Origin of the sequence: Nonomuraea sp. CA-143628 (genome assembly GCF_050942315.1) — a bacterium.
Taxonomy (GTDB): domain Bacteria; phylum Actinomycetota; class Actinomycetes; order Streptosporangiales; family Streptosporangiaceae; genus Nonomuraea.
On sequence record NZ_CP192073.1, the window covers coordinates 1 to 26,161 of the forward strand.

Consider the following 26,161-nt stretch of genomic DNA (forward strand, 5'->3'; position numbering starts at 1 on the left):
GTGTCATACGTCCAGCTCGTCACAGATGACCTTCAATGGGTGGCCTCCTATTGGGAGGACCTCGTCGAAAGCCGCATGCCCGGCACGCCCCGACCCTGGCGGCACCAGACGCTCACCCTCGACCAGCGGACCGAACGCGACCGCCTGGCCTGGCAGGAGCGGCTCGAACGCAACAGCATCGCCCCCGGCGAACACCCCGCCCCTCTCGACCTCGGCGTCCTCGACACCATGTACGACGTCCTCGTCCGCGCAGACGACCTCGCCGCAGCGGTCGCCGCACATACCGCACTCCAACCGCCGGCCCCGCCCCGCCTGGGCGACACCGACGCCCGCCCCTACCTGCAGTTCGCGGCCAAGCACCTCACCGACGACCTCGCCACCTACGCCGCCCCCATCGCACGGACCATGGTCGTCCAGATGGCGCACGCACTCGCCCTCACCTTCGACGGGCAACGCCTCGACGTTGAATGCCCATGGTGCCGCGGCGTCACCCCCGACACCCCCGCCGGCGGTGCGCGAACGTGGCGGGTGCGCGAACTTCCCGGCAACCTGATCGCGATCGTCTGCGAGAACGTGTGCGAGCCCCCGAGCAAAGACATCGGCACCTGGTGGAAGGGCTGCCCCGTGTGGCCGCTGTCCGAGTGGGACTGGCTGGCCAAGCGTGTCGAACGGGCCGAGCGTAGCGTGAAGATCTCCGCATAACGGTACTGATCTGGGATGATGGGGGGATCATGGCTGCATCCCCTCCTCTGCCCTGCGACGTGCTGCCCTGCCCTGGTGGCGACGTCATCATCGTGCCGCGCGGCCAGTTGACGATCAGGCTGTCGCCGGACCAACGCAGAGCACTCCGCGATCTTTTAAACGACCCGAGCGAACCGCCCGTGACCTGGCTTGACACCCGGCCTGTGGATAACCCATGATTCCAGGTGTGTTCGGCATGTCCGAAACGCCCTACCGCGCCCCGCCTCTCTGAGCGGGGCCTTCGCGTTTCCGGGACATGCGAACCCTCCAATCGCGCGCATCCAGGCGGAGTGCGCGCCCGGCCCGGCAGCCTCCCCCGTGGCTGCCCGGAGCCCCACCCAGGGTGCCGGCCTGGCCTCCGAAGGGACCAACGTCCACGGGTCGGAGGACCAGGCCGCCGCTCCCCTTGAGACGTGCGGCCCGAGCCTTTGCTGGGGGGTTGGGGACCGGGCCGCACCACCAGCCTGTCCAAGGATCCCCGCTTGGAACCTCCGGTACGCCCCACCTCCGGCACGAACGGAGACCCCGCATGGACGTTCTGCTTCTCATCGCCATCGTCTGCCTCCTGTCCAGTACCGTCATCGCCAGCGTCCAGAAGGCGTGGCCGGTAGCGCTGCTCAGCCTGGGTCTGACGCTCGCCGTACTCGCCCAGACCAACCTCATCCCCACCTGACCTACCCGAGATCCTCCAGTGCGCGACTGGAGGTATGAGAGCCCCGAGACCTCCCGGACTCGGGGCTCTCGCCAACCGGGAGAAACCATGACCGACCGCAAGCTGTCCATCTCCGGCCCGCCCTTCAGCCCGAACGTGGACCTCGACGGCCACAACCTGAGCCCGGCACTGCGTGCCCTCACGATCCACTTGGAGGCGGGCAGCCTGCCGAAGGTCGAAGCAGAGCTCGCCATCCACGAGATCGACGTGACCCACCTTGACGTCAAGGACTCTGGCGTCGTCATCTTCATGAGCGACGCTGTACAGCAGGCGCTCATCGACCTCGGCTGGACCCCGCCAGGCGCGTGCGTCGGTGGTTGTTGACATGCCCGAACTACAACTCCCTCCAGGGTCGCGAGGGCACGGCCGTGGGAGAACGTCGGAGAGTGCATCCTGACCCGCCACGGGGACAGCGGACTGCTCACCGTCGACCGGGCCGACCCGCGCGTCATGGTGTCCGCAGAGCTTCTCGACGAGTGGCGTCGCGGCGAAGGCGATCCCGAGGTCACCGTTAACAGCGATGTCATACGCATCGAGGCGTCCAACCGCACCGTGATCTACCGCATCGGCGAGAAGGTCCCCGACATGTACGCCTTCTTCGCGGAGTGGCCAGACTGAGATGTCGATTCAACCGTTCGGGCGTCGACATTCGGGGCCCTCTCGGATTGGGGAGGACATGCCCAGCAGGGAGTGCCTCGACTGCCGGCGTCTGCATTCGGGGACGGGGCCACGCTGCCGGGCCTGTGCCGGCCAGCGCCAGCAGCAGCGAGACCAGCAGCGTGGAACCACTACTGAGCGCGGCCTTGGGTGGGATCACCAGCAAGCACGCGAGCAGATCCTCGCCGACGCCACCGTGTGCGCCGAGTGCAGACAGCCACCCACGCCCGACAACCCGCTCACTGGTGGCCACGTCCTCTCACGCGCTCGTGGTGGAACGAACGACCTGAGCAACTACCAGCCCGAGTGCGCCCGCTGCAACTACAGCAAAGGCGCAACGACGGGGCACACCGGGTAGGGCAAGGGACCCCGCCCTCCCCCTGCCCCCTCCCCCTACCCCCTGGCCAGGTGCCCCCCCACCAGTGCCCCCTGACCACTCCACCCAGCAGCAACACAACGAAACGAAACGTTGATCGAAACAAAACATCAACACCAACATCACCACAGAACGAACACAACGCTTCCAGCCAGCACCGATGGGACCGTGGAGGGACCAGGGGGGCACCATGATCGCGCGAATGTGGATCATCGGCTCCTGACCCGTCCCCCTTGCGCCTTTTTTCGCTGGTACCACCGCCCGGGATTTGCCTGTGACGGCTTTCGCTGAGGGAGGCATCTGATGCCTCGGGCTAAGAAGGTCGCCGGGACCGCGGTCGACGCTCGGAATGGCCAGCAGGTCCTCGGGGTGGTCGCCGGGTCGAAGGTGGAGAAGTTCGCTCCGCCGCGCGGCTTGTCGAAGCCGGCGAAGGACGCGTGGGGCGCCTTCTGGGATGACCGGCCCGCGCTCCTGGTGACGCCGGCGGCCAAGGTGGTGCTGCTGCGTTGGATTGATGCGCTGGACCGTTACCTGCGCACGATCGCGGAGGCGGACACGCAGCCCCTCGTGACGGGGTCGCAGGGCCAGGAGGTCATCAACCCGCTGTACAAGGTCGCCGAGCAGGCCATGACGGTCGTGCGGGACTGCGAGAAGCAGCTCGGCATCGGCGGGTTGAACGCAGCGTCGCTGGGCCTGGCCGCGATCAGTGAACAGCGGTCGCTCGCCTCGATGAACGCCCGGTACAGCGGCCCGGACGATGTCGAGGACGAGGACGAGCCGGACCCGCGCGATCCGCACCTGAAGGTTGTGAGCGGGGTCGTCGATGACGCGTGACCAGCCTTGTACGGCGTGCGGGTGGGCTCCTGAGCCGGGGAAGCTGTGGCCGTCTCTCGGCGGGTTGGCCGTCCGGTGGATCCAGGACAACCTGATCTTCCCCGAGGGGGACACGTTCGGCCAGCCGTTCCGGCTCCGGCAGGACCAGAAGGAGTTCCTGTACCGCTGGTATGAGTACTGTCCGCGCTGCGATCAGTGGCGGTACGACGAGGGCGTTCGCGGCGCGGCCACCGGCGATGGGAAGACCACGTTCATCGCGGCGATTGCGCTGCTGGAGTTCGCCGGCCCGTCACAGATCGCCCCGATCTCGCCGATCATCAACATCGCGGCGGCGTCGTACGACCAGGCCGACGAGCTGTTCGCCAAGGCCGGCCAGATGGTCGGCGGCCGGGACGACGAGATCACCGAGGCGCCGCTGTGCGGGTTCTTCGCCGTCTACGAGCGTGTTATCCAGTTCCGCGACGGGCGGCCGGGCGAGATCCGGCGCGTGGCCGCGGTGGCGGGCACGAACGAGGGCGGCATCCCGCACCTGTTCATCTGCGACGAACTCCACGAGTGGGGCGACGTCGGCTCGAACAAGGCCCGCGTGCACACGGTCATCTCCAAGTCCACGAAGAAGCGTAAGACGGCCCGCGGGTCCGGTCGGGTGCTGAACCTCAGCACGGCCGGGTTCGACGTGGACCATTCGCTGCTGGGCGCCATGTACAAACGCGGCCTGCGGGTGCTGAAGAACCCCGCACTCGCACCAAGGCTGTACTTCGACTGGCAGGAAGCCCCGGAGGACCTCGACTATGAGGATCCCGAGCAGCGCGCCATCGCCGTGCGGGCCGCATCGAAGGCGGCCGGAGTGCTGTGGAACGTGGCCGACCGGGTCAACGACTGGGGAAACCCGTCGATGCCGCGGCATGAGTGGCTCCGCTACTTCGCGAACCGCTGGGTCGACATCGCTGAGGACTCGTGGCTGAAGGACTACCCGGGCGCGTGGGACAAGTGCGCCGGCGAGGCCACGATCCCGGCCAAGGCTGAGGTCAAGGTAGCCGTGGACATGGCGTTGCGCCGTGACTCCGTCGCCGTGCTGACCGGTTGGCAGCGGCCGGACGGCAAGGTCGCGGTCAAGCCGAAGATCTGGAACCCCGACGGCTCCGGGAAGATCGACCATCAGGCGGTGGTGGACTACATCCGGTTCGACCTGGCCAACGCTTACACGGTCGTTGAGGTCACCTACGACCCCCGGTTCTTCGAGGTGCCCGCCCGCCAGCTCGAAGATGAGGGCTTCCTGATGGTGGAGTTCCCGCAGTCGCCCGAGCGGATGGCGCCGGCGTGTGGTCACGCCCTGGAGATGATCGTGGGCGGCGACGTCGTTCAGGACGGGGACCCCGACTTGGGGGCACATGTCAAGTCCGCCGCCATGAGGCCCGGTGAGCGCGGCTTCACCTTGTCCAAGGGCAAGTCGAAACGCAAGATCGACGGCTGTATCGCGATGGTGATCGTGCTGTGGCGGATCGCTGCCCCCGAGCCGGAAGACCAACCGTATGAGCCGTTCGCGGTGTGGGCGTAGGAGGGCGGACGGGTGGCGTTGACGGTGCCGCTGGAGCGGATCTCAGAACGGTCACGCCGGGTGGACGTCCGCAAGGGCCTGCTCGCGCTGCTTCGTCTGTTGGCGACGCTCCTGGTGGGCTTTCCATATGTGCTCGGCTGGCTCGTCGGCAAACTGTGGCTCGGGCTGACAGTGGCATGGGTGGCGGCTGGTGAGGGCTGGCGTGACGCCCGGGCGCGGCCTAGTAGTGGCGGGCGGTCGCGTATCCGATGAGCCTGCTGGAGAGGATCACCGGACGGCACGCGGAGCGCTATCAGCGCCCCGCCGCCCTGTCGAGGTTCGGATGGGACGACTACCTCAACCTGTTCTCTGCTGATCCGTTCGGACAGGGCTTCTACCAGACGATCACAGGGTCGCAGGAGCGCGTCGAAGGCAACTTCGACGGCATCGTCAACGGCGTCTACAAGCGGTCGGGCGTTGTGTTCGCGTGTCTGCTGTCGCGGCTGCTCGTCTTCTCCGAGGCGCGGTTTCAGTGGCGCGGCTTCAACAGCGGCCGGCCCGGGAACCTGTTCGGCGGGCAGGACCTCGCCCTGCTGGAGCGGCCATGGCCGGGCGCGACGACGGGCGACCTGCTGGCGCGGATGGAGCAGGACAGCAGCCTGGCGGGCGCCTTCTTCGCGACTCGGCGACGGTCTCGGGACGGACGGGACCGGATCGTACGGTTGCGGCCGGACTGGGTGACCATCGTGCTCGGCTCGTACGAGGACCCGGACTTGCAGGCGTTCGACCTGGACGCGGAACTGATCGGCTACATCTACCAGCCGCCGACTGGCCGCACGGAGGTGCTGCTGCCGGAGGAGGTGTGCCACTACGCGCCGATCCCGGACCCGGCGGCCTCCTTCCGCGGCATGTCGCTGCTACAGGCGGTTATCCGGGACATCGAAGGTGACCAGGCAGCCACGACCCACAAGTTGAAGTTCTTTGAGAACGGCGCCAGCCCCAACATGGTCGTCACCATGGACGCTTCGGTGACACCCGAGGTGTTCGAGCGTTTCAAGGCGAAGATGGAGACCAACCACCGCGGGGCCGTCAACGCCTACCGCACCTTGTATCTGGGCGGCGGGGCCGATGTGAAGACGGTCGGCAACAGCTTCGAACAGATGTCGTACAAGGCGATCCAGGCGCTGGGAGAGACCAGGATAGCCGCGGCTCTGGGTGTGCCGCCGGTCATCGTGGGCCTGTCGGAAGGGCTCGCGTCCGCGACGTACTCCAACTATGCGCAGGCGCGCCGCCGGTTCGGCGACGGGACGCTGAGGCCGCTGTGGCGGAATGCCGCCGGGTCGCTGGCGAGTTTGCTGCCGTCAAGGCCGAATGCCCAACTCTGGTATGACGACCGCGACGTGAGTTTTCTGCGTGAGGACAAAAAGGACGCCGCGGAGATCTTTCAGGTAGAGGCGTCCACGATCGCGAGCTTGGTGCGTGAGGGTTTCACCGCCAAGTCGGCGCAGGCCGCGACTGCTGCCCAGGACTCCAGCCTGCTCGTGCACACCGGACTGCTGTCGGTGCAACTCCAGCCGCCCGGCGCTCAGGTTTCGCAGGGAGCCGGCACGACGGGACCGGAAGACAAGAACGACGACGAACCCGCTGACGAGGAAGTGCCCGACGGCGCCGTCCTTGATGAGGAGGAAGAGCAGCCGTGAAGCGTGACCTGATCACCGTCCGGGCGTTCACCGCACCCGTGGACCTGATGACGAGCGCCGCCGTTGGGAACCAGCCGCCGGAAGGTGATGAACGTGCCGAGGTCCGCGCGGAGAGCGACAGCCCTGTGATGGTGCTGCGGTTCTCCGCCTTTGGCGCCTGGTACGAAATCAACTCCTGGTATGAGGGGCGTTTCTTGGAGAGGGTCCTGCCGGGCTCGTTCTCCAAGACGATCGCCGAACGCGGCGACAAGGTGAAGATCCTGTTCAACCACGGGATGGACTTCTTCGTCGGCGACAAGATCCTCGGCGTGCCCGAGACGCTGGAGGAGCGGACCGACGGCGCCTACTCCGAAGTGCCACTGCTGGACACCTCCTACAACCGGGACCTGATCCCGGGACTGAGGGCCGGTGGGTACGGCTCCAGCTTCATGTTCAACGTCACCGACGAATTGTGGAATCACGAGCCTGAGGCGAGCGCCCACAACCCTGAAGGGTTGCCCGAGCGGTCCATCCTGCAGGTGCGGCTCTTCGAGGCAGGCCCGGTCACCTGGCCGGCCAGCCACGCCGCCACGGCCGGCCTCCGCTCCGTCGGCATGACCGACTGGTACGGAGAGCAACTCCGCTCCCGCGATCCTGACCGGCACGAAGCGATCGCCCGATCCTTCGCACACTTCCGTGCCCAGCACGGACTCCGCACCGCCAGCGGCGAGGCCGCCCGAGCAGTCGAGGCGCCGATCCTCGACGAGCCATCGGACACCGCGCAGCAGGAGGCCGCAGACACCCCGACCGACGCGCCGGACACCCCGGTAGTGCACCACGCGGCAGGTCTCACCCATCCCCAGCGCGCCGCCCGCTTGAGGGCGCAGCGCTACCCATTCCTGAGCGAGGAGACGTCCTGATGGACGAGATTCTGCGCAGGCTCGGTGAGATCGAGACCGAGATGCGCGAACTGCACGAGGCCGCGGCCAACGCGGACTTCACGGAAGAGCAGCAGGTCCGCTGGGCCGAACTGGAGGAGCAGCGCGCCGAGCAGGTGCGCCTGCGCGACGAAGCGCAAACCCACCAGCAGGAGGAGCGCGCCCGCGAGACCGAGCGCGAGCGGCGCCGCAACCTTGTCGCAGGCTTCGCCGCCCGCGGCAACACCGAGGCCGGCGACGGCAACCTCGACGCCCGCGGCGTGCAGGTGATGCGCCGGGTGGACCCGTGGGACGGTTCCGAACTGCGGGCGTTGTCTCGTACGGAGGTCCGCGACCGCTCGCTGAAGGTGCTGGAGAGTCGGGAGAGTGCCCGGCATCTGCGCAGCGACCAGCTGGATAAGGTGGAGCGGCTGCTGCGGACGCGCACCGACGACACTGACGGCGGCGCGATCGGGCGGCGCCTGCTCGCCTCGGAGAATGAGGCGTACCGCAGCGCGTTCGTCAAGGCCATGCACTACTCTCAGCCGGGCTTCACCGACGAAGAGGCGCGGGCGGTCGCCGAGTTTCGGGCGATGGCCGGCGGCACTGACAACGCGGGTGGTTACGGCGTCCCGGTTTTGATCGACCCGACCATCATCCTGACCGCGCAGGGATCGCTGAACCCCTTCCGCGGGCTCGCCCGGCAGGTGACGATCACGACCGACGAGTGGAAGGGCGTCAGTTCGGCCGGTGTGACCTGGTCGTACGACGCTGAGGCTTCTGCCGTGTCGGATGACTCGCCGACGCTCGCTCAGCCGAACGTGCCGATCAACACCGCTCGTGGTTTCATCCCGTACAGCATCGAGGTCGGGATGGACTACCCAGGCTTCGCTGAGGAGATGTCCCGTCTCCTCAGCGAGGGCTATGACGAACTGCAGGCGCAGTCGTTCGCGACCGGCACTGGCTCCGGCCAGCCGCGCGGCATCATCACCGCCCTGGACGCCAACACCAACGTCGAGGTCGTCGTCACCACGGACGGCGCGTTCGGCGGCGCTGACATCAACAAGGTGTGGGGAGCCCTGCCGGACCGGTGGAAGCAGAACGCCACCTGGGTGATGAACCACGACGTCGGCAACGAGGTCGCATCCTTCGGCAACGGCAACAACCTGTCGTTCGTCACGGTCGACCTGACCGGCGTCATCGAGACGATCCGGATGCGGCCGATCGCGTTCGCGTCCTACTTCCCGGACTTCACCGGCACCACGGGCGCCTCGAACATCCTGGTTGTCGGCGACTTCCGGAACTACCTGATCGCGGACAGGGCCGGGATGAGCGTCGAATTGGTGCCGCACCTTTTCGACGTCACGAACAACAGGCCGACCGGTCAGCGCGGCTGGTTCGCGTGGGCTCGCCACGGCGGAAACTCCATCAATGACCTGGGCTTCCGCCTGCTCCAGAACCAGTAGAGGAAGATCCCTTCGCTTCCCGCCGGCCGCCTGGGTGGTCGGCTGGCGGGAACCCAACCACCCACACCGCCCGGAGAGGTGCAGATCATGGACGTCGTCATCGCGACCGACACCGTCAACATCACCTGGCAGGGTAAGCGTATGCACATCCCTCGCGGCACCGCGTGGGATGCCTCCGACCCGATGGTCAAGGCGAACCCGGGCTTGTTCTCGGCAGATAACCGGTTCGTCAACCGGACGGTCGACCGCGTGGAGTCGGCGGCGGATGAACCGCCGGTCGAGCGGGCCACCAGAGCGCCCGGCGAACGGAGTCAGACGCGCCGGCCGCGAGCCCAGAAGTGACGGCTATGACCGAAGCGTCGGTCGATGTGGTGCCTGCATCGATGGACGGCAGCGCCTGCCTGGCGTATGTGCACGGCCATGAGGTCGCCTACTCCTGGCACCAGAGCGTGGTGGGTCTGCTGGGCTACGACCTGGCCAAGGAACGGCGGGTGCTGCGGGGCGGCTACCTGGGGATGCGGTACGGGACGGGCGGCATCGTGGATGCCCGCAATGCCACGGTGGCGCGGTTCCTGCAGGGCGAGGGCGAGTGGTTGTTCTGGACGGACACCGACATGGGGTTCACCGAGGACACGCTGGACCGGCTCGTCGCCGCCGCAGACCCGGCCGAGAGGCCGATCGTCGGCGCGTTGTGCTTCTCCCAGCAGGAATACGCCTTGGACGGCATGGGCGGGCACCGCACCAGGCCGTGTCCCACGCTGTTCCGCTGGGCGGAGGTCGGCGACGGCCGCCAGGGGTTCACTGCCTGGCTGGACTACCCGCGCGAGCAGTTGGTCGAGGTGGCCGCGACCGGCTCGGCGTGCATCGTTATCCACCGCGACGTCCTGGGCAAGGTGACCGAGCAGTACGGGCAGAACTGGTACGGCCGGATGGCCAACCCCACCACGGGCCTGGTGCTTTCGGAGGACCTGTCGTTCTGCGCGCGTGCGGTCGCCTGCGGATACCCGATCTTTGTGGACACCAGAGTGAAGACGACACACCTCAAGCAGGTGTGGATCGGTGAGGACGTCTACTCTCCGCCCGTTGCGGAGGTGGACTCGTGACGCCGGACGGGACCGGCAGCATGGTCGTGGTCGTGCCGACGCGCGGCAGGCCCGGTGCGGTCGCCGAACTGGCCCGCGCATTCACCGAGACCTGCGGTGAGTACACGAAGCTGCTGCTGGTTATCGACGCGGACGACCCAAATGCGGGGGAGTACCGGCAGGTTGTGGCCGACTTGGAGCACTGGGGGCCCCTGACCACGCTGATTACGCAGCCGTCCGGGACCATGGTGACCGCGCTGAACTTCGGCGCCGCGCACGTCCTCGCGACATGGCCGGACGTCGAGGCCATCGGGATGATGGGCGACGACCACCGGCCGCGCACGCCGGACTGGGATGAGGCGTACGTGGATGCGCTCCGTTCGCTGCCTGGCTTCGTGTATGGCAATGACCTCGTGCAGCGCTCCAGCCTGCCCACGCAGGTGGCGGTCAGCACGTCGGTGATTGAGAGCCTCGGGCACATGGCGCCGCCCACATTGCACCACCTGTACGTAGACAACTACTGGCTGACGCTCGGCCGGTCAGCAGGCTGCATCACCTACCTGCCGCACGTCGTCGTCGAGCATCTCCACCCCGTTGCCGGCACCGCCGAATGGGACGACGGCTACCGTCGAGTCAACGCCCCGGACATGTACCAGAGGGACCGCGAAGCGTTCCAGGCGTACATGCGCGAACATGGGCCAACGGAGGTCCTGGCGGTGCGCGAGGCGCTCGCGAGGAGTCCACGGTGACCCGGCAGCGGCTTCGTCCCGCTTACACGGACGACGAACTCGCAGGCCTGTACCGGACGCCCCATGACCATCGGCGCTGGTACGACCACCATCTGCGCGTGGACGTGACCATCGCTGTCGCCCGCTGGCTCGCCGGCGACGGAGTGGCCGCCGCAGCAGACCTGTCGTGCGGCAACGGCGCGATCCTCACCTCGATTCCGGCCGCCGTGAAGCACTACGGCGATTTCGCGGCCGGCTATCAGCACTGCGGCCCGATCGAGAAGACCATTCACGAGATTCCGGACGTGGACCTGTTCGTGTGCTCCGAGACGCTCGAACACCTAGACGAGCCGGACCTGGCGTTAGGCAGGATTCGCGAGCGCTCGCGGATGCTGGTGCTGTCCACGCCCGTGGACGCCTGGAACGACTCCAACCCCGAGCACTACTGGGCGTGGGCGCGCGAGGATGTCGAGGCGATGCTCACGGCCGCCGGTTGGCGCCTGCACGTCTACGCGACCGCAGATTTCCGCCCAATGGGCCTGCCGTACTGCTTCGGGATCTGGGGGTTGCGATGAAGACCGCCCTTGTCACGGGGGCGGCCGGGTTCGTCGGCCGCCACATGGAGGCCGAACTGCTGCGTCGCGGGTGGTCGGTCGACGTGTGCGACATCGATGACTACGCGGGCGGCATCGATGCGCACGACATCTTCCGCGCCTGCCGCGACGTTTACGACCTGGTGGTGCACGCGGCGGCGACCGCCCCGCACCGAGCCGCAATCGACGGCCTGCCGATGAACATGGCGCTCGACTTGGCCCTGGACGCCGCAATGTTCGAATGGGCGGTGCGCACCGGCCAGCGCAGGGTGCTCTACTTGTCCAGCAGCGCCGCATATCCGATCGACTACCAGCGCGATTTCGCCACGGCCAGGCCGCTGTCCGAGGCGATGGTCCGGTTCGACCGGTACAACATCGGCACCCCTGACGCCTCATACGGCTGGGCGAAACTGACAGGCGAGCGGATGGCCGCCGCTGCGGTGCTGGCCGGGCTGCCCGTGCACGTCGTACGGCCGTTCTCCGGATACGGGGAAGACCAGGGCGTCGACTGGCCGTTCGGCGCGTTCCTGGACCGGGCCCGGCGCCGAGAAGACCCCTTCCTGATCTGGGGCACCGGCGAGCAGGTGCGCGACTGGATCCATATCGACGACGTGGTGACCGGCGCGCTCGCCGTGGTCGACGCCGACGTTCGCGAGCCGATCAATCTGTGCACCGGCGTGGGCACATCCATGAGGGACCTGGCGGCGATGATGTGCGCCGAGGCCGGGTATCGGGCCGCCTTCGACCTGCGCGAGGACGCCCCCGCTGGAGTGGCGTGCCGAGTGGGCGACCCGACTCGGATGCTCGACGTCTACCGGCCGGGGGTGTCGCTCGCCGAGGGGGTCCGGCGCGCGATGCGGGCGCTGGTGGGTCAGTAGTTCAACCGACGAGGCCGAGCAGGCGGCCTTCTTCGACGTGCCGGGAGGTGTCGTGCCGTGATCTCGGTTCGGTCTCCGTCCTTCGGGGTGAGCTCCGGGGGCGCGGTGTCGGTGACGAAACCAGCGGGCACCGCGGCGGGCGACTTGTTGGCCGCGGTCCACATGACGGACGTCTTCGGCAACACCGCGGGCATGACCGGCGCGAGCGGTTTCACACAGGAGGGGTCCACCTACTCGGGTACCGGATCGTGTTTCGGGAAACTGTGGCAGCGCCAGGCAGACGGGTCCGAGGGCAGTTCGTTTTCGTTCGGCAACCCAGACACGTCCGTCGTGATGATGCTGGCGATCACCGGTTTCAACACATTCACGCCCTTCGACGTCACGGCGACCTGGAGCGACGGCGGTGCCAACCAGACCGCCCAGGTTGCGCCCAGCATCTCGCCTTCGGTGGGCGGCTGCCTGCTGGTGTGCGCGTGGGCGTCGACCGTGGGCACCGGCACGCCCGCTCCCTCCTACACGCCACCAGGAGGGATGACCGAGCAGGCCGACTCCGGATGGGCGGGATTCGCGTTCGGCGCGTTGGCGACCGAGGTCCTGGGCGCGGCTGGCTCTACCGGCAGCCGTACGGCGACGTGCGCGATCGGCTCTTCCAACAACTACACCTCGTTGTCGCTGGCGATCGCGCCTGCGGCGAGTTCGGGCGGGCGAGCCCCTCGTGCGCTCTCCCAGTACGGCGGCTTCTTCTGAAAGGGATGTGATCATGGCTCGTTTTGCTGCCCAGGTGGAGAGCGCGGCGGCCCTCGCGGTCGATACCGGCTTCGCGTGGCTAATGTCGTCGGCCTCCACTGGCTACAAGCTCAGGCGGGTGACGATCGGCGTCGTGGCGGGCGCCGGTGTGCCGACCTCGCAGCAGGTGGTCGTCGGCATCAACCGGGTGACCTCCGCCGGCACCACGCCGACGGCGGGCATGACCCCGGCCAAGCTCGACCCGAACTCGGCGGCCGCAGGCGCGGTCTGGAACTCCGCGTACGCGACGCCGCCGACGAACACAAGCGCTGACCAGTGGCGGATCCCGTTCAACACGCAGAGCAGCGCGGACCTGCCGTGGGAGCTTCTGGAGGAGTGGGCGGTCACGCTCGGTACGAGCAACGGGCTCGCGTTCATTAACAGGGACAATGCCCTCCCTGCGAGCCACAAGTACGTCTTGAGCTGCGAGTGGGAGGAATAGATCTTGGCGTTTGTCGAACAGATCACGCTGGCCAAGGACGAGGCGTTTCGGTCGCGGGTCCGCATGGCCATCATGACCGCCGCCGTCCTGGTCGCAGGAGAAGCGCAGAACGCCATGTCGACGACGGCCTATCTGAAACGGCAGGGGCTCGCTACGAAGGTGCTGGCGGCGGCCGGCTACGGCGAGCATGGCGAGATCCTGGAGATGTTCGCCTGGGCGGTCGCCCAGAACTCGGCGATCTCTTCGGATAGCACGGACAGCGACGTCCAGTTCACCGTGAACTCGGTCTGGTCGGACTGTGCGGGCGTGACCGTGCTCGACTGAGGGGGCTGAATGTCGCGGCGCTGGAGGCACCCGTACGCGCGTCGCGGCGAGTTCTTCCAGGGGCCTCGTGCCGTCGTAGCGCAGCAACCTTCGCTGGTGCCGCGGGTTTCGCGGGCGAGGTTCCGATTCGGTGTGGCGCCTCGCCACGGTCAGTTCTTCGCGGGCGCCCGGCTGGCCGCAGTCACCGCGCCAGCGTTCATCCCTCCACTGACCAGGCAGGCTGGCGAATACCGGCTGGGGGTGCGGGTACGTCGGGGCGCGTTCCGCATCGTTCCGCAGCCGGTCGCGATGCTGCCAGCGGTCCAGCGCGGCGCGATCCACGCTGGCCCGCCCAGGACACGCCCCGGCCGCTTCTCCTCTCCACCTGCCCAGGTTGCAGTCTCGTCCGCGCCGCTATTCGCCCCGCGTCTGGTGCGCGGCCGCGTTCGGCTGGCCGTGCAACGCGACGGCCGTTTCGTTGCCCCGCCGCTGCCAGCGATCGTCCAGCAGCCTCCCGCGTTCCCGCCTCGGACGGTACGAGGCCGGGCCCAGTTCGTCGCGGTACGCCGCGGCGAGTTCACCTGCCCGCCGTGGGCGGCGCAGGCTGCTCCGCCACCTCCGTGGGTTCCGTCGCCGGTATCCGGTCACCGCCGCATGCTGACGGTCCGCCGCGGCTGGTTCGCCGACTGTCCGGCCACTGCGCCGATCCCGCCGCCGCACCAATCGAGCGGACGTCCGGGAGCACAACCACGGCATGGCCGCTTCACCACGTACCCGCCGCCGATGGCCTGGATCCCTCAGCCGGTCCGGGCCCGGCGGTCGAGCTGTACGACGCGGCGCGGGCAGTACGTCGAGCCTGCGTGGCCCCAGGCCGTAGCACCACCGCCTCCCGCGCTGGTGCCCATGGTCCGGCGGGGTCGGGCGGCACCGACCGCCTACCGCGTCCACGGCCGCATGTGGCTGGGCTGGATGGAGCTCACCGTCACACCGCAGCCGGAGAGCAGTCGCGGGCACATCAGCCCGCGCGACAGGACCGCACCCTCGGCGGCAGGGACGACCCGGTCCGGCCCATCGATGCATGAACGACCGCGACGGACGTCAGAGATGGAGGCCACGTGAGCTTTGACCTCGGAGACCCCGTCCCCCTGTCGGTCACCATCACCAACGCGTCTGGCACACCGGAGAACGCGGGCAGCGTCTCATTGACGATCACGTTGCCGGACGGCACGACGCATATCGAGGCGTCCCTGCCTGGCACGGCCGGCGTCTACCACTACGACTACGCGACAGTCCAGGCCGGGCTGCACCTGGTGCGGTGGCTAGCCACCGGCGCCAACGCCAGCGCGTACGCCGAAATCTTCGACGTCGAGCCGGCCGACGGTGCTCCGTTCATCTCGCTGGCCGACCAGAAACACCACCTGCGGATGGACCCATCGCGCACCGAGGACGATGAGGCGCTGCGCTGGTTCGTCGGCGCTGGCTGCCAGATGATCGAGGATCGCATGGGCCACGTATCGCCGCAGAGCGTGGTGATGGACGTGTCGGCTCGCCGGGGCGTGATCGTGCTGCCGGAGCGGCCGGTCATCGCGGTGATCAGTGTGGTTCGGTTGCCGGGCGGCGAGGTGGTGCCGCTGGCCGACGCGCTGGCCGGGATTGACGGCTACACGCTAGTGAACTCGGAGGGCATCCTGCGGGTGCCGGCCTGGTGCGGCGATGTGCGGGTGACCGCTCGGCTGGGCCGGAGCCCATTGCCGCAGAACTTCAGGCTCGCCGGCCTGGACCTGATCAAGCACTTGTGGCAGGGCTCGCAGCACAACCAGGCGGGTGGCCGTCCGGCCCTTGGCGACTCGGATGCCATCGTCGCCTCCGTGCGCCCGTTCGCGATGCCTTACCGGGTGATGGAGTTGCTGGGCCTGAAGAAGGACCAGGAGCGCGATGAGCCGCTCGTCGGCTGAGCAGGAGGCATAGTCCATGTCCACGATCCCCGCGGCACTCGACGCGCTCGTGGCGCTCGCTGAACGCGCCCATCCCGACGTGCAGGTCCTCGACGGCGGCCCGACGGTCGAGGTGCGCGACGACGTGATCGCCATCGGGTACAGCGGCAGCCCCAGCGAGGCGGATGTCCGCTCGACGCTGAGCCGCGAGCAGCTCGACATGGAGCCGGATCTGGAGCGCTACGACGTCATGTGCATGGCCAGCGCCTGGCGCGGCGATGCGCACCGCGGCGGGAAGCCGGACTCGCAGACGGTTCGAGCGCGCGCGTTCGAGCTGCTGGCCGGACTCCGCAATGAGCTGGCCGACGATTCGCGGCTGGGCGGCACGGTGATGATGGCCCGGCTCAGCACGCTGGACGTGGTGGCCGACCAGACGAATGCCGGACCGGTGTGCACGATCAGGTTCGTCGTCCACATCGACGCGTTCTCGGCGGCGTGATGGCCGACCCGTCGCAGGAGATCCGCAAGCTGGCCAAGGAGCTTGACGGCATCCCGAAGGAGCTGCGTAAGAGGCTCCGGCCCGCCTTGAAGGTGGCCGCCGAGCCGATCGTGGCGGACGCGAAGGGCCGGGCGTCCTGGTCGACGCGGATCCCGCGCGCGATCTCATTGAGCGTGCGATTCAGCCAGCGCGACCCCGGGGTGTCCATCCGGGTTCGGAGCAAGGTGGCGCCGCACGGCCGACCGTACGAGGGCATCACGGGCAACGCCGCATTCCGGCACCCCGTGTTCGGCCACCGCGACCGGTGGGTGAGCCAGGAAACCAGGTCGTACCTAGTCCCTGCGGCCGAGGCCGGGATGGATGGCGCGCTGGCAGCGACCGTCGAGGTTGTGGACCAGGTGGCCCGCGAGCAGGGCTTCCGATGATCAAGGGAGACTGATATGGCCTTTCGGCTGCAGTCGTATTTCGAGCTCGAAGCGGAGATCACCAATCCGTTGGACCTGACCACGGTGTCGGCTCCGCTGGCCGTGGCCCGCCAGCTGATCCTGGCGCAGGGGACGGGCGCTGGCCAGGCGGACATGATCTGGAGCGATCAGTTCACGATCGCGGCCTCCGGCACGCAGGCCGTTGACCTGGCCGGGTCACTGACGGGGCCCTTCGGGACGACGCTCACGTTCGCGCGGATCAAGATGGTCGTCGTCTTCGCCGCGACTGGCAACACCAACAACGTCAACATCGTGCAGCCCGCCTCGAACGGCGCCCCGCTCTTCCTCGCGGCCGGTGATGGCATCGCGGTCAAGCCCGCTGGCGGCTTCATCTGGTTCGACCCGTCGGCCGCCGGGGTCGTCGTGACGGCGGGTACGGGCGATCTGCTGAACCTCGTCAACAGCGCCGGCGGCACACCGGTCACCTGCGATGTGGCCATCGTCGGCGCGAGTGCCTGAGGGGGACGCTCATGGAAACCGTGTGGATCTCGCACCCGAAGCTGCCGGACCGCAAGGTCGAGGTGCCAGCCGAGAGCCTGCCGCAGCATCAGCGGGCGGGCTGGGAGTTGACCGCCACGCCCGACACCAGGCCCGCCACCATTCAGGCGCTGATCGATGGCGGCTGGGACCCCGATGAGGCTCGGGCCGCCGTCGACGCGGCGATGCCAGATCCGCCGCCAGACGGCGATCAGACCAGCGAAGCCCCGGAGGACACCTCCGGGGCTTCTTCTTTGCCCGAAACGCCGCGTGCTCGGCGCTCAACCAAGGGGGATAGCTAATGCCCGCAACGCCGATCACTCCGGCTTCGAGGTTCTTCCGGCCCGGCATCACGAAGGTGTCGTGGATCGTCAGCATCGCCAACATCGCGGCACCGACCCGGCTGGAGCTGAACGCCGGCTCCGACCTGTCCAAGGACGTCGCCGACATTTCCGGGTGGATGGTCTCGGGCCAGAAGATTGACACGCCCGACCTCAACAGCCGCTTCGTCGCCAACATCCCTGGCCTGACTTCCGCAGATGAATCGTCGATCACGTTCTACGCGGGTGAGACCGGCGTTGACGTGCGGTCGTTGATGCCCCGTGACGCCGCTGGGAACATCGTCTGGCTCGACGGCGGAGACGTCGCCGGCCGGAAAATGGATGTGTTCCCCGTCCGGGTGCTCAGCGTCGGCAAGACGAGGTCGATGGGTGCTGAGGCGGCGCGGCTGGTGATCCAGTTCGCGATCACGTCCGAGCCGAGCGAGAACGTGACCATCCCGGCATGACGAAGGCCGACCGCCTGCTCAACCGGCCGCGTCTGTTCGCCGAGCATCCGATCCGGATCGTCGACGACACCGAGGCGCGGCAGGAGGTTGAGCAGGCGCGCTTCGCCCTGGCGCTGCTGCAGACGCAGGGCGAGGTGCGCGTAGGTGCCATGCAAACGGCCAAGGGTGCCCTCACCCGTGCGAAGAAGAAGCTGCGGGCCTGCTACGAGTGGATTCCGTTGCGCGCCATGGAGGCCGACCTTTTCGAGGCGTTGATTGGCGAGCACAAGCCGCGGCCAGACACCAGCGACGAGATCTGGAACAACGAGACCTTCCCGCGCGCCTGCCTGCTGGCGACTGACGAGTCCGGCCGGTCGGAGGCGGACTGGGAGCACATCTTCAAGAGCGTCCTGTCGGGCCCGGAGCAGGTCCAGTTGTGCAACGCGGCCATCCGGGTGAACGCGCGGACGCCGGACGAGTCGCTCCCAAAAGGTTGGGCGCAGATCGAGGGCTAGCGCTTGAGCTGGACGTCTGCGCCGCCTACCGCATCCGGCACAGCGAGTTTCTGCGCTGGTCAGAGGATGACCGGAACAAGGCGATCTGGCACCACATCTGGAAGCGCCAGGAGTGCAAGAGCTGCGGCACTCGCGAGGAGGAGTGGGACGAGTCCCGGGGCGGCCACCGCTGGGCGTACGTGGCCGAGAAGCGGCGGTGCCGCGGCTGCGAGGTGCGAGAGCAGGCCGAGGAGACGAGGACGGCCGAGGACGGCCGAGGGGTCCACATCGTGATGATCCGTAACGAGGAGGTGCTCCGTCGTGCCGACTCGTGATCTGATCATCGCCCTCAAGACCAAGTGGGACGACCGCGGGGCCACCGATGCCGCGAAGGGTCTGAAGCGGACGGAGGACGCCAGCAAGGGGGTCACGCGAGAGCTGGAGCGCTTGGAGAAGCAGGCCCGGCAGCAGGGCGCGGCGATGACGCAGAGCGCTGCCCAGGCCGACCGGTTCGAGCGGGAACTTGAGGATGTCGGCCGGACCGCGATCAAAACCCGCCGGCTGCTGGAGGACGCGACCAAGCGGCTGCCAGAGATCGAGGTGACGGCGGACACGAGCGACGCCGAACGCCAGGTCGCGGACCTCTCCAGGCGGCTGCAGGACCTGTCGGGCAAGCGGATCGGTATCGACCTCGACGCCCGCGCCGCGGCGGACGAGGCCGAAAAGCTTCGCCGGGAGCTCACGCAGCTGGCCGCGATGAACCCCGAGATCTTCGTAGGTGCCAACGTCGAAAGGGCCATCCGCGACCTGGACAAGGTGGAGCGGGAAGCCCGCGACCTTGACCGTCGCGTGAGTGTCAAGGTCGACGTGGATGGCGCCTCGGCGGCGGGAGCAGCACTCGGCCTGGTCCAGTCGGCGCTCACCATGATGCGCTCGTCTGGCCCGGCGGCCGGGGCGGCGGTCGCGGCCGGGCTGGGAGCGCTTCCGGCTGCGGCGGCGCTGGCTTCGTCGGCGATCGTGGTGGGGCTCGGCGGCGCGCTGGCCGGGCTCGGCCTGGCCGCGGCGCAAGGATCGGACGCCGCGCAGGACGCGATCGGCGAGCTGAAGGAGGCCGTCAAGCGCGAGGCCGCCGCGATGGGTCAGCCGTTCGAGTCCGTCTGGACCACGATCGTTCAGGTCGCCGAGCGGGAGCTGGGCGAGCTGTCGCCGGTGATCCGCCGCAACCTGGCGAACCTCGCCCCGGACGTCAAGGAGTTCGTCGACGATGCCGGTGACAGCCTGTCGGAGCTGACGCCGGCCATCGATGGTGTCGAGCGGGCCTTCGAGGCTGTGTTGTCCCAGCTTGGTCCGCGCATGCCGGAGATCATGCAGCATCTGGCGGCGGCGATCACCGCGGTTACCGCCGCCGTCGAGGAGAACCCGCAGATCCTGGCGGACTTCGCCGTCAACATGGCCAAGATCGCCGAGTGGACCGGCAACGCGATCGCGGCGCTGACCCGGTTCGTGAAGTGGGCGCAGGAGAACGCGACGGCGATCCAGGCGATGACGGCTGCGGTCAACCCTGCCGCCGCGGTTTTCGGTCACTTCACAGTCGAGGCGGGCAAGGCCGAGCGGCAGAGTCTCAACCTGGGCCAGGCCACCCGCGGGGCCGCTGTCGACGTCAAGGCGATCGGCGAGTCCGCCGACGAGGCCAGTGTGAAGATGCGTGAGGGCTGGGCCAGCGCCTACACCGAGTTCGCGAAGCTGGGTCAGCTGCTGTCTGGAGCTCGGCAGTGGGCGTCTGGGCAGGAAGCTCTTGCCCAGGCGCAGGAGCGCGCGGCCGAGACGCAGCGGCAGGGCGCTGAGAAGATCGCGCGGGCGGAGCGGGATCTGGCTGACGCCCACGAGCAGGGTGCGGAGCGGGTGGCCGCGGCCAAGCAGCGGGTCAAGGACGCCCACCGGCAGGCCGCCGAGGCAGTGGAGGCCGCCCAGGATCGGGTGCGCAACGCTCAGGAGGCGCTCACCGCGGCGGTCGAGGAGGGCGCCCGGCGGGAGGCGGACGCCCAGCAGCGGGTGCAGGACGCGCGCGAGCGGGTGGCGCAGGTGGCCGAGGAGTCTGGCCGCCGGATCGAGGAGGCCGCCCGGCGGCTGGCTGACGCGCAGGCTGATGCGGCGGCGCGGCAGGTGGACGCCGACCGGCGCGTGGCCGACGCTCACCGGCGTACGCAGGACGCGGTCGAGGATCTGACCGCCGCCCGTGAGCGGGCGCAGGAGCGGCTTGAGGATCTGATCGCCGCTGAGTCCGGCGCCGCCCTCGACGAAGAGGGCGCGGCGATCGCGATCGACCGGGCCCGGCAGAGGCTGAACGAGGTCAACGCCGATCCCGAGTCGAGCGACTTGGATCGGCGCGAGGCGGATCTGGCGCTCCGGCAGGCGATCCAGCGGCTGGAGGAGGTCCGGCGGCGTAACGCCGAGCTGCGCGAGGACCTGGACGAAGCGCGACGGGCGGGCATCGACGGTTCGAGCGAGGTTGTGGATGCGCTGGGCCGGATCGCGGAGGCCCGCCGGGCCGAGTCCGAGGCCGCCGCGGAGGCGGCGCGGCAGCGCGAGGAGTCGGCCCGGACGATCGCTGACGCTGAGCGGGCTCTGGCGGACGCACACACCGAATCGGCGCGCCAGCAGGCGGATGCCGCGCGGGATCTGGCCGACACTGAGGCCGAGCTGGACCGTACGCGCATCGAGTCGGCCCGGTCGGTGCGGGATGCGCAGAAGGATGTGGCCAGCGCCCAGAAGGACGCTGCGCAGGTCGCTAAGGACTCCGCCCGCCAGGTCGCCGACGCCCAGGCCGAGGCCGCCCGCGCGGTGCGTGACGCGGCCCGCGAGATCACCGAGGCGGAGCAGCGGGTCCGCGACACCAGGCAGGAGGTGGCGCGCGACACCCGCTCCGCCAACGACAGCGTGCTCGAATCCTGGGCGAAGATGCGCGGCGACTCCAAGCTCACCAGCGAGCAGCTGCTCGCCGAGCTGGAAAGGCAGGTTCGCGACCAGGAGGCGTGGGCCAACAACTTGATCACTCTCGCGGGGCGGGTGCCGCCGGCGATGCTCGACGAGTTGGCCAAGTTGGGGCCTGGCTCGGCCGGTTTGGTGGCGTCGGCGGCGTCGATGAGCGATGCGGAGCTGTCCAAGTTCATCTCGTTGTACGGCCGGTCAGGTAAGAGCGCGGGTGACACCTTCGCCAAGAACCTGCAGGACGCCGGCCCCGCGCTGGCCGAAATCGCCCGTACGCACGGCCGGTCCGTCGCGGACCGGGTGCGCGAGGCGATGGACAACGGCCGGGTGGGGGTTGCCGAGGCCGCGCGAAGGATCGGCATCGCGATCAACGAGGGCATCCAGGGCGACCGGGTTGTGACCATCAGGACCGAGGTGCAGGAGTTCGCCGCGAAGATCTCCCAGCAGGCGGACGGCGGCATCCTCACCTACGCCCGCGGCGGGATCGCGGCGTTCGCGTCCGGTGGCGAGAACCACGTCGCGCAGATCGCCCGGCCCGGCACGATCCGACTCTGGAACGAGCCGGAGACTCAAGGTGAGGCGTACATCCCGCTCGCGATGAGCAAGCGCGGCAGGTCGGAGGACATCTTGTCGGAGGTGGCCAGCAGGTTCGGCGGCGCCTACACCAAGCAGCGGCCCGCGGGCGGCATGGCTGGCATGCCGACGATGGTGCTCGGCCGGGGCGGCAACAGCTACAGCATCACCGTCCAGGTCGCGCCGGGCGCGGACATGGCGGCGGCCGGGGCAGCGACGGTGAAGGCGATTCAGGAGTACGAGCGGCGCTCTGGGCCGGGGTGGCGCAAGTGACCTTGCCATTCATCACGGTTGAGTCGATGTTCGACAACACCGCGTTGTCCGGCGTCGTCCGCACTAACACCTTCGACGGCGGCACGAACGGTGTGACGATCTCCACCGCCAACTCCGGCGGGAGCAGCGGCAATGCGTTCAACAGCATCGCGGGTTCGCCGCAGTTCACGAACACGCAGGCATACGGCAGCGGCCTGGCAGCGTTCAACCCCAGCTCCGGCGTGGACACCCACATGGACTGGTCGAGCGTCGCCCAGGCGGGCGACGTGTTCTGTGTTCGGCTCTACATGTACCTGGTGTCCGCGACGAGCGGCTCGCAGCGCGTCTTCGTGGCGCTCGGGCCGAGTTCCGGCGTGGTGTCAGCGCTGTGGCTGTTCAACGACCGCATCCTGCGCTTGTACCTGGGGTTCAGCACCACCCTGGCGGCCCAGCTCACCACTCCGGTGCCGATTGGTCAGTGGGTGCGGGTCGAACTCCGGTACACGATCAACGGGTCCGGGAACGGTACCGGCGAGGTGTGGTTGTACACCGACCCTGCATCTTCCACGCACACCGACTACGCCATCTCCAGCACGCTGGCCTGGCCGAATGGGCCGAAGCCGACGAACGTGGAGTTCCACCTGCAGCGGGACGCGGGCGGCTATTGGTTCATGGACGGCGCTGCCCTCGCCGCCGCGAAGATCGGGCCAGCGGGCACGTGGACGGACTTGACGCCGTACGCCAAGCGCGGCATCACCACCAAGCGGGGCTCCGGGCGCGTCCAGAGTCCGATCATCCACTATGAGGCAGCCACCGCCACCGTCCACCTGAACAACAGCGACCGGCGCTTCGATCCGACCAACACGTCGGGTCCGTACGTGACCGGCGGCGTCAGCCGGGTCACCCCGATGCGCCCGATCCGCATCCGCTGCACCTGGGCGGGCGTGACCTACCACCTGTTCCGCGGGTTCGTTGATCAATGGGACGTGGACTGGGTCGCCAACGTCTACTCCGAGGTGACCGTTGTCGCGACCGATGGCTTCAAGGTGTTGGCCAACAAAAAGCGTGCGCCCACTCTGATCACCGTCAACGGCCAGCAGGTGCCGCAGACGTACGGCGCGGGCGAGGACTCGGGGGCGCGCGTCACCCGGATCCTCGACTCGGCGGGCTGGTCCGCGGCCGATCGGCAGATCGCCACGGGCAACAGCCCGATGCAGGCGACGACTCTTGAGGGCGACGCCCTCTCGGAGTTGCAGAACGTCACGGACTCCGAGGTGGGCGAGCTCTACATCGACGGCCAAGGCCGTCTCGTTTTCCGCAACCGGCGCGCGATCTTCACCGATGCCCGGTCCACTGCGGTGCAGGCGACGTTTGGCAATCCCAGCACATCCATCGCTCCCTTCGAGACGAAGCTCAATACGGACGACGCGACCCTCTATAACGAGGTCATCGCCCAGCGCGAGGGCGGCGTCGCGCAGACGACCGGCGACAGCGCGAGCCAGCTCGAATACCTGACCAGGACGTTCAGCGGCTCGAACCTGCAGCTGCAGACCGATGGTGAGGCCCTGACCTGGGCCCAGTGGGTGGTGTACGTGTCGAAGGACCCCGAGACCCGGTTCGACGAGCTGCGGATTCACTGCCACGCCAATCCATCAGTGCTCTTCCCAGCAGTGCTGGCGCGCGAGATCGGCGACCGGATCCAGATTGTGCGGCGCCCTCCTGGTGGAGGCACGATCACGCGGGACGCATTCATTCGCGGCATCGCCCACGAGGTATCCACCGAGCAGTGGATCACGATCTTCCAGCTCCAGAGCGCCCGCCAATTCGCCGCGTTCTTCACTCTCGACGACGCCACCAACGGTGTGCTCGGCAACGGCGTCCCAATGACATTCTGAGGAAGGGGGAGCGATGGCAACCGTACCGAACCCTCGAACGTGGACGTCATCGGAGCAGGTGACAGCGGCGAAGCTCAATACCGATATCCGCGATAGCTGGAACTTCTTCAAGGCTCGGCCGTTCTGCCTGCTGGGAAAGACTGCGGATACGTCCATCACCATCAGCACCCTCACCGCCATCCCATGGGATGTGGAACTCAAGGACAGCGACAACGGGCACAGCAACGTAACCAACAACACGCGCTACACGGCGCAGACGGCAGGCTGGTACAGCGTGCGCTGTATCGCCTACCTCATCAGGTTTGACTTCAGCTGGGCGGACCTAACTATCCGCAAGAACGGCGCAACTCAACAGAGCAGAAGTACGCTGATCCCGACGAAGGGCAGTGGCGACTTCACCGTGATGGCCACTGCAGGCTACGTACAGCTTGCCGTAAATGATTATGTCGAGGCCACAATCATCATGCTAAGCGGTAGCAGCAACAACGGAAACGTAGTTGCTCACGAACTATTCGCGCCGTGGTACAGCAGCAGGCTGCAAGTCGAGTGGGTGTCGGCGTAGATGGCCGCACCGCCGCTGACATCATGGGACGTCGGAGTAAATCCGACTTCGACAATCCTGAACGCCAACATTCGCGATGCCATCAACTTCCTGAAGAACCGCCCTCACGCGGTGCTCCGGCGCATCACCACCAATCAAGCCGTGTCCAACAACACGAATACGCCGATCTTTTGGAACGGCGAGGACCTGGATACAGACGGCGGACACAGCAACGTCACCAATCCCTCACGCTACACAGTGCAGACGGCAGGCTACTACCAGCTCACTCCAACTGTTGTCTGGGCCACAAACGGTTCGGGCTATCGGCAGATCTTCGTGGCAAAGAACGGCGACACGACTCACAGGTACGGAATGGCCCATACGCCCGTTCTTGGAGTAAGCGGTGCGCAGATCTGTATGAACGCTTCCGTCGTGCTCGGTCTACAGGCTGGAGACTACGTCGAGGTCTGGGGATACCAGAACTCGGGCAGTTCGCTAGATGTCGTGGTCTCGAATCAGGACGCCCGGTTTGAGATTGAGTGGGTGTCCAACCTATGAACATACCCTTGCCTAAGACCTGGTCTCCCGGCCTCTGGTCCGCTGCCGAAATGAACGTTGAGATGCGCGACGTCCTCGGTTTTTTCCTCAAGCCGCCGATGTGCATTGTCCGCAAGGATAGGAATCCGCAATCGGTTCCGGCGCAGTCTACCGTGAGCATCGAATTGGACACTGTGGTGTACGACAACGATGCCATGTTCGGCGTGGATGCCAGCCGGTTCACCTGCAAAACGCCAGGCTATTATATGTTCACCTGGCAGTTCCAGTTGTTCGCTAAGTCGACTCCTGGAACTCAGGCCCGCGCACTATTTCTGCAGCAGTTCAACACAAGCGCTACCGTGGTTGACAGATTGATATTGACCGACCATCGGGTACAACTATCCAACGAGTCGTACTCGGGAACTGCGGTCTTGGGGCTCAACGCGTCAGACTACGTAGTGTTCTACTGCTTTAATTTCGATTCGTTTGAAAATCAAATAGTGGGCTACGACCCCTCGCAGAGCCAGTACGGCTGCCAGGTGTCCGCGCGCTGGCTGAGCGCGCTCTAGCGGTGCCGCGTCCGGATCGGACCCTCTGATCGTGCCGCCCGCCTCGTCCGAGGGTGCCGGGTGGGCGGCACCCCACTTCCCCGACGGCGAGGAGTGACGTGGCCGATGAGCCCACCCCATGGGAGCTCCACCGAACGGTGGAGGCTCTCCGGCGCACTGTCGAGGCGGGGTTCAACGCGCTGAACACGCGACTGGACCGAGTCGTCACCAACGACCTGTTTCAGGCATACCAGGCAGCGGTCCAACGCCAGTTCGACGACCACGAGAGCGAAATCGCCGCGTTGAAAGCGGAACGAGACGCTGAAAAAGCCCAACGCTCCGGCGACCGCAAGCTGATCGTCACAGCGGTGTTTACGGCGTTCGTCTCCCCTCTGGTGATCCTCCTGATCCAACTGTGGCTGACCAGCAAGGGATCGTGAG

33 protein-coding genes are annotated in these 26,161 nt (G+C 67.6%); all 33 read left to right on the top strand.

Annotation, left to right across the window (positions count from 1 at the left end):
• The 33 genes from ACQP2T_RS63320 to ACQP2T_RS63480 all read left to right on the top strand — a co-directional run bounded on the left by ACQP2T_RS63320 (nt 1) and on the right by ACQP2T_RS63480 (nt 26,160).
• Nucleotides 1–702 (top strand): hypothetical protein, encoded by a 702-nt coding sequence (locus ACQP2T_RS63320; protein ID WP_433520122.1) that lies wholly within the window; start codon nt 1–3, stop codon nt 700–702.
• A gap of 568 nt (nt 703–1,270) precedes the next feature.
• A complete protein-coding gene (locus tag ACQP2T_RS63325) occupies nt 1,271–1,414 on the top strand; it encodes a hypothetical protein (protein ID WP_433520123.1) in 144 nt (47 codons plus the stop codon).
• Between the two features lie 87 nt (nt 1,415–1,501).
• Nucleotides 1,502–1,777, top strand: coding sequence for a hypothetical protein (locus ACQP2T_RS63330; protein ID WP_433520124.1), 276 nt, complete (start codon nt 1,502–1,504; stop codon nt 1,775–1,777).
• Between the two features lie 126 nt (nt 1,778–1,903).
• Entirely contained in the window at nt 1,904–2,071 is a 168-nt protein-coding gene (locus ACQP2T_RS63335) for a hypothetical protein (RefSeq protein ID WP_433520125.1), read from the top strand.
• A 58-nt stretch (nt 2,072–2,129) separates the two neighbouring features.
• Complete coding sequence (locus ACQP2T_RS63340; RefSeq protein ID WP_433520126.1) at nt 2,130–2,468, top strand: HNH endonuclease; 339 nt, start codon at nt 2,130–2,132, stop codon at nt 2,466–2,468.
• Between the two features lie 321 nt (nt 2,469–2,789).
• Complete coding sequence (locus ACQP2T_RS63345) at nt 2,790–3,320, top strand: hypothetical protein (protein WP_433520127.1); 531 nt, start codon at nt 2,790–2,792, stop codon at nt 3,318–3,320.
• The gene (locus ACQP2T_RS63350; protein WP_433520128.1) at nt 3,310–4,878 is read left to right on the top strand and encodes a terminase TerL endonuclease subunit; all 1,569 of its coding nucleotides are present in this window, start codon (nt 3,310–3,312) and stop codon (nt 4,876–4,878) included. Before ACQP2T_RS63345 ends, ACQP2T_RS63350 begins: the two co-directional genes overlap by 11 nt.
• Before the next feature lie 12 nt (nt 4,879–4,890).
• A complete protein-coding gene (locus ACQP2T_RS63355) occupies nt 4,891–5,130 on the top strand; it encodes a hypothetical protein (RefSeq protein ID WP_433520129.1) in 240 nt (79 codons plus the stop codon).
• Nucleotides 5,127–6,557, top strand: a complete 1,431-nt coding sequence (locus ACQP2T_RS63360) for a phage portal protein (protein WP_433520130.1) — start codon at nt 5,127–5,129, stop codon at nt 6,555–6,557. The genes ACQP2T_RS63355 and ACQP2T_RS63360 overlap by 4 nt, the downstream gene beginning before the upstream one ends.
• Nucleotides 6,554–7,456, top strand: a complete 903-nt coding sequence (locus ACQP2T_RS63365) for an HK97 family phage prohead protease (RefSeq protein ID WP_433520131.1) — start codon at nt 6,554–6,556, stop codon at nt 7,454–7,456. The genes ACQP2T_RS63360 and ACQP2T_RS63365 overlap by 4 nt, the downstream gene beginning before the upstream one ends.
• Nucleotides 7,456–8,919 carry a phage major capsid protein gene (locus tag ACQP2T_RS63370; RefSeq protein WP_433520132.1) on the top strand — a complete coding sequence of 488 codons (1,464 nt, stop codon included), beginning with the start codon at nt 7,456–7,458 and terminating at the stop codon, nt 8,917–8,919. The genes ACQP2T_RS63365 and ACQP2T_RS63370 overlap by 1 nt, the downstream gene beginning before the upstream one ends.
• Nucleotides 8,920–9,006: 87 nt before the next feature.
• Nucleotides 9,007–9,261 (top strand): hypothetical protein, encoded by a 255-nt coding sequence (locus tag ACQP2T_RS63375; protein WP_433520133.1) that lies wholly within the window; start codon nt 9,007–9,009, stop codon nt 9,259–9,261.
• Between the two features lie 5 nt (nt 9,262–9,266).
• Complete coding sequence (locus ACQP2T_RS63380) at nt 9,267–10,022, top strand: hypothetical protein (RefSeq protein ID WP_433520134.1); 756 nt, start codon at nt 9,267–9,269, stop codon at nt 10,020–10,022.
• Entirely contained in the window at nt 10,019–10,750 is a 732-nt protein-coding gene (locus ACQP2T_RS63385) for a glycosyltransferase family 2 protein (protein ID WP_433520135.1), read from the top strand. The genes ACQP2T_RS63380 and ACQP2T_RS63385 overlap by 4 nt, the downstream gene beginning before the upstream one ends.
• The gene (locus ACQP2T_RS63390; RefSeq protein WP_433520136.1) at nt 10,747–11,304 is read left to right on the top strand and encodes a hypothetical protein; all 558 of its coding nucleotides are present in this window, start codon (nt 10,747–10,749) and stop codon (nt 11,302–11,304) included. The genes ACQP2T_RS63385 and ACQP2T_RS63390 overlap by 4 nt, the downstream gene beginning before the upstream one ends.
• On the top strand, nt 11,301–12,200 hold the full coding sequence (locus ACQP2T_RS63395; RefSeq protein ID WP_433520137.1) for an NAD-dependent epimerase/dehydratase family protein: 900 nt from the start codon (nt 11,301–11,303) through the stop codon (nt 12,198–12,200). Before ACQP2T_RS63390 ends, ACQP2T_RS63395 begins: the two co-directional genes overlap by 4 nt.
• A 57-nt stretch (nt 12,201–12,257) precedes the next feature.
• Nucleotides 12,258–12,947 (top strand): hypothetical protein, encoded by a 690-nt coding sequence (locus ACQP2T_RS63400; protein WP_433520138.1) that lies wholly within the window; start codon nt 12,258–12,260, stop codon nt 12,945–12,947.
• 13 nt (nt 12,948–12,960) lie between these two features.
• Nucleotides 12,961–13,428 (top strand): hypothetical protein, encoded by a 468-nt coding sequence (locus ACQP2T_RS63405; RefSeq protein ID WP_433520139.1) that lies wholly within the window; start codon nt 12,961–12,963, stop codon nt 13,426–13,428.
• A 3-nt stretch (nt 13,429–13,431) separates the two neighbouring features.
• Nucleotides 13,432–13,752, top strand: a complete 321-nt coding sequence (locus ACQP2T_RS63410; RefSeq protein WP_433520140.1) for a hypothetical protein — start codon at nt 13,432–13,434, stop codon at nt 13,750–13,752.
• Between the two features lie 1,094 nt (nt 13,753–14,846).
• Nucleotides 14,847–15,686, top strand: coding sequence for a hypothetical protein (locus tag ACQP2T_RS63415; protein ID WP_433520141.1), 840 nt, complete (start codon nt 14,847–14,849; stop codon nt 15,684–15,686).
• A 16-nt stretch (nt 15,687–15,702) separates the two neighbouring features.
• The gene (locus ACQP2T_RS63420) at nt 15,703–16,164 is read left to right on the top strand and encodes a hypothetical protein (RefSeq protein ID WP_433520142.1); all 462 of its coding nucleotides are present in this window, start codon (nt 15,703–15,705) and stop codon (nt 16,162–16,164) included.
• Complete coding sequence (locus ACQP2T_RS63425) at nt 16,164–16,589, top strand: HK97 gp10 family phage protein (protein WP_433520143.1); 426 nt, start codon at nt 16,164–16,166, stop codon at nt 16,587–16,589. The genes ACQP2T_RS63420 and ACQP2T_RS63425 overlap by 1 nt, the downstream gene beginning before the upstream one ends.
• Before the next feature lie 15 nt (nt 16,590–16,604).
• Entirely contained in the window at nt 16,605–17,108 is a 504-nt protein-coding gene (locus ACQP2T_RS63430) for a hypothetical protein (RefSeq protein WP_433520144.1), read from the top strand.
• A gap of 11 nt (nt 17,109–17,119) precedes the next feature.
• Nucleotides 17,120–17,428 carry a hypothetical protein gene (locus tag ACQP2T_RS63435; protein ID WP_433520145.1) on the top strand — a complete coding sequence of 103 codons (309 nt, stop codon included), beginning with the start codon at nt 17,120–17,122 and terminating at the stop codon, nt 17,426–17,428.
• A complete protein-coding gene (locus ACQP2T_RS63440; protein ID WP_433520146.1) occupies nt 17,428–17,913 on the top strand; it encodes a hypothetical protein in 486 nt (161 codons plus the stop codon). Before ACQP2T_RS63435 ends, ACQP2T_RS63440 begins: the two co-directional genes overlap by 1 nt.
• Nucleotides 17,910–18,407, top strand: a complete 498-nt coding sequence (locus ACQP2T_RS63445) for a hypothetical protein (RefSeq protein ID WP_433520147.1) — start codon at nt 17,910–17,912, stop codon at nt 18,405–18,407. Before ACQP2T_RS63440 ends, ACQP2T_RS63445 begins: the two co-directional genes overlap by 4 nt.
• Nucleotides 18,386–18,721 (top strand): hypothetical protein, encoded by a 336-nt coding sequence (locus ACQP2T_RS63450; protein ID WP_433520148.1) that lies wholly within the window; start codon nt 18,386–18,388, stop codon nt 18,719–18,721. The genes ACQP2T_RS63445 and ACQP2T_RS63450 overlap by 22 nt, the downstream gene beginning before the upstream one ends.
• Nucleotides 18,708–22,220: a hypothetical protein gene (locus ACQP2T_RS63455; protein ID WP_433520149.1), complete on the top strand. Its 3,513-nt coding sequence runs from the start codon at nt 18,708–18,710 to the stop codon at nt 22,218–22,220. Before ACQP2T_RS63450 ends, ACQP2T_RS63455 begins: the two co-directional genes overlap by 14 nt.
• On the top strand, nt 22,217–24,094 hold the full coding sequence (locus ACQP2T_RS63460; RefSeq protein WP_433520150.1) for a hypothetical protein: 1,878 nt from the start codon (nt 22,217–22,219) through the stop codon (nt 24,092–24,094). The genes ACQP2T_RS63455 and ACQP2T_RS63460 overlap by 4 nt, the downstream gene beginning before the upstream one ends.
• Before the next feature lie 13 nt (nt 24,095–24,107).
• Entirely contained in the window at nt 24,108–24,656 is a 549-nt protein-coding gene (locus ACQP2T_RS63465) for a hypothetical protein (protein ID WP_433520151.1), read from the top strand.
• Nucleotides 24,657–25,193, top strand: a complete 537-nt coding sequence (locus ACQP2T_RS63470) for a hypothetical protein (RefSeq protein WP_433520152.1) — start codon at nt 24,657–24,659, stop codon at nt 25,191–25,193.
• Between the two features lie 50 nt (nt 25,194–25,243).
• Nucleotides 25,244–25,741: a C1q-like domain-containing protein gene (locus ACQP2T_RS63475; RefSeq protein WP_433520153.1), complete on the top strand. Its 498-nt coding sequence runs from the start codon at nt 25,244–25,246 to the stop codon at nt 25,739–25,741.
• A 98-nt stretch (nt 25,742–25,839) separates the two neighbouring features.
• Nucleotides 25,840–26,160, top strand: coding sequence for a hypothetical protein (locus ACQP2T_RS63480; RefSeq protein WP_393322641.1), 321 nt, complete (start codon nt 25,840–25,842; stop codon nt 26,158–26,160).
• Nucleotide 26,161 lies beyond the last annotated feature (1 nt).

Bases quoted from the DNA above. Each gene is read 5' to 3' on its own strand.
- ACQP2T_RS63325 (WP_433520123.1), top strand. From the start codon at position 1,271: ATGGACGTTCTGCTTCTCATCGCCATCGTCTGCCTCCTGTCCAGTACC.
- ACQP2T_RS63330 (WP_433520124.1), top strand. From the start codon at position 1,502: ATGACCGACCGCAAGCTGTCCATCTCCGGCCCGCCCTTCAGCCCGAAC.
- ACQP2T_RS63335 (WP_433520125.1), top strand. From the start codon at position 1,904: ATGGTGTCCGCAGAGCTTCTCGACGAGTGGCGTCGCGGCGAAGGCGAT.
- ACQP2T_RS63340 (WP_433520126.1), top strand. From the start codon at position 2,130: ATGCCCAGCAGGGAGTGCCTCGACTGCCGGCGTCTGCATTCGGGGACG.
- ACQP2T_RS63345 (WP_433520127.1), top strand. From the start codon at position 2,790: ATGCCTCGGGCTAAGAAGGTCGCCGGGACCGCGGTCGACGCTCGGAAT.
- ACQP2T_RS63350 (WP_433520128.1), top strand. From the start codon at position 3,310: ATGACGCGTGACCAGCCTTGTACGGCGTGCGGGTGGGCTCCTGAGCCG.
- ACQP2T_RS63360 (WP_433520130.1), top strand. From the start codon at position 5,127: ATGAGCCTGCTGGAGAGGATCACCGGACGGCACGCGGAGCGCTATCAG.
- ACQP2T_RS63370 (WP_433520132.1), top strand. From the start codon at position 7,456: ATGGACGAGATTCTGCGCAGGCTCGGTGAGATCGAGACCGAGATGCGC.
- ACQP2T_RS63375 (WP_433520133.1), top strand. From the start codon at position 9,007: ATGGACGTCGTCATCGCGACCGACACCGTCAACATCACCTGGCAGGGT.
- ACQP2T_RS63380 (WP_433520134.1), top strand. From the start codon at position 9,267: ATGACCGAAGCGTCGGTCGATGTGGTGCCTGCATCGATGGACGGCAGC.
- ACQP2T_RS63395 (WP_433520137.1), top strand. From the start codon at position 11,301: ATGAAGACCGCCCTTGTCACGGGGGCGGCCGGGTTCGTCGGCCGCCAC.
- ACQP2T_RS63405 (WP_433520139.1), top strand. From the start codon at position 12,961: ATGGCTCGTTTTGCTGCCCAGGTGGAGAGCGCGGCGGCCCTCGCGGTC.
- ACQP2T_RS63420 (WP_433520142.1), top strand. From the start codon at position 15,703: ATGTCCACGATCCCCGCGGCACTCGACGCGCTCGTGGCGCTCGCTGAA.
- ACQP2T_RS63425 (WP_433520143.1), top strand. From the start codon at position 16,164: ATGGCCGACCCGTCGCAGGAGATCCGCAAGCTGGCCAAGGAGCTTGAC.
- ACQP2T_RS63430 (WP_433520144.1), top strand. From the start codon at position 16,605: ATGGCCTTTCGGCTGCAGTCGTATTTCGAGCTCGAAGCGGAGATCACC.
- ACQP2T_RS63435 (WP_433520145.1), top strand. From the start codon at position 17,120: ATGGAAACCGTGTGGATCTCGCACCCGAAGCTGCCGGACCGCAAGGTC.
- ACQP2T_RS63440 (WP_433520146.1), top strand. From the start codon at position 17,428: ATGCCCGCAACGCCGATCACTCCGGCTTCGAGGTTCTTCCGGCCCGGC.
- ACQP2T_RS63445 (WP_433520147.1), top strand. From the start codon at position 17,910: ATGACGAAGGCCGACCGCCTGCTCAACCGGCCGCGTCTGTTCGCCGAG.
- ACQP2T_RS63465 (WP_433520151.1), top strand. From the start codon at position 24,108: ATGGCAACCGTACCGAACCCTCGAACGTGGACGTCATCGGAGCAGGTG.
- ACQP2T_RS63470 (WP_433520152.1), top strand. From the start codon at position 24,657: ATGGCCGCACCGCCGCTGACATCATGGGACGTCGGAGTAAATCCGACT.
- ACQP2T_RS63475 (WP_433520153.1), top strand. From the start codon at position 25,244: ATGAACGTTGAGATGCGCGACGTCCTCGGTTTTTTCCTCAAGCCGCCG.